Below are 385 nucleotides of genomic sequence, written 5' to 3' on the forward strand. Positions count from 1 at the left end.
AGGATTTTGATAAGGATTCGAATACGGTTGAAGTTTTTGTAGGTCGCTTTCGTAAAAAGCTTGGAGTGGATTTGATTGTAACTATTCGAGGTATGGGCTATCGTATTAAAACACTTGGTGTTCAATGAATGTTTTTAAAAAAGAATAACCGCTTTAGGGAGTTATTTCTTTTCATTAGGAAGTCTCTCAGTTTACGCGTTATGATTTTATCAACATTATGGGTCGTTATTTCGCTTTCATCGCTTTCTGCAGTCAGTATTTTATTTTATAGGCGCTCAAGTGAACACAATTTAGAGCGTATCCTTTTTGCTCAGCTTGAAAAACGCTTTGAAATAATTGAAAGCCAAATGGCTAAAAATCCAAATGCTGAAACTTATGTAAAATT

The 385-nt window shown here is 34.0% G+C and carries 1 protein-coding gene and 1 pseudogene; both read left to right on the forward strand.

Annotation, left to right across the window (positions count from 1 at the left end; translation table 11 throughout):
• Positions 1-128, forward strand: a 128-nt coding sequence (locus J7R13_RS09390; RefSeq protein ID WP_208438360.1) for a helix-turn-helix domain-containing protein, incomplete at its 5' end; no start/stop codon positions are given.
• A pseudogene (locus J7R13_RS09395) lies at positions 129-385 on the forward strand (hypothetical protein); the annotation flags it as partial.

The sequence above is a fragment of the Bartonella taylorii 8TBB genome (genome assembly GCF_902825155.1).
GTDB lineage: Bacteria > Pseudomonadota > Alphaproteobacteria > Rhizobiales > Rhizobiaceae > Bartonella > Bartonella taylorii_A.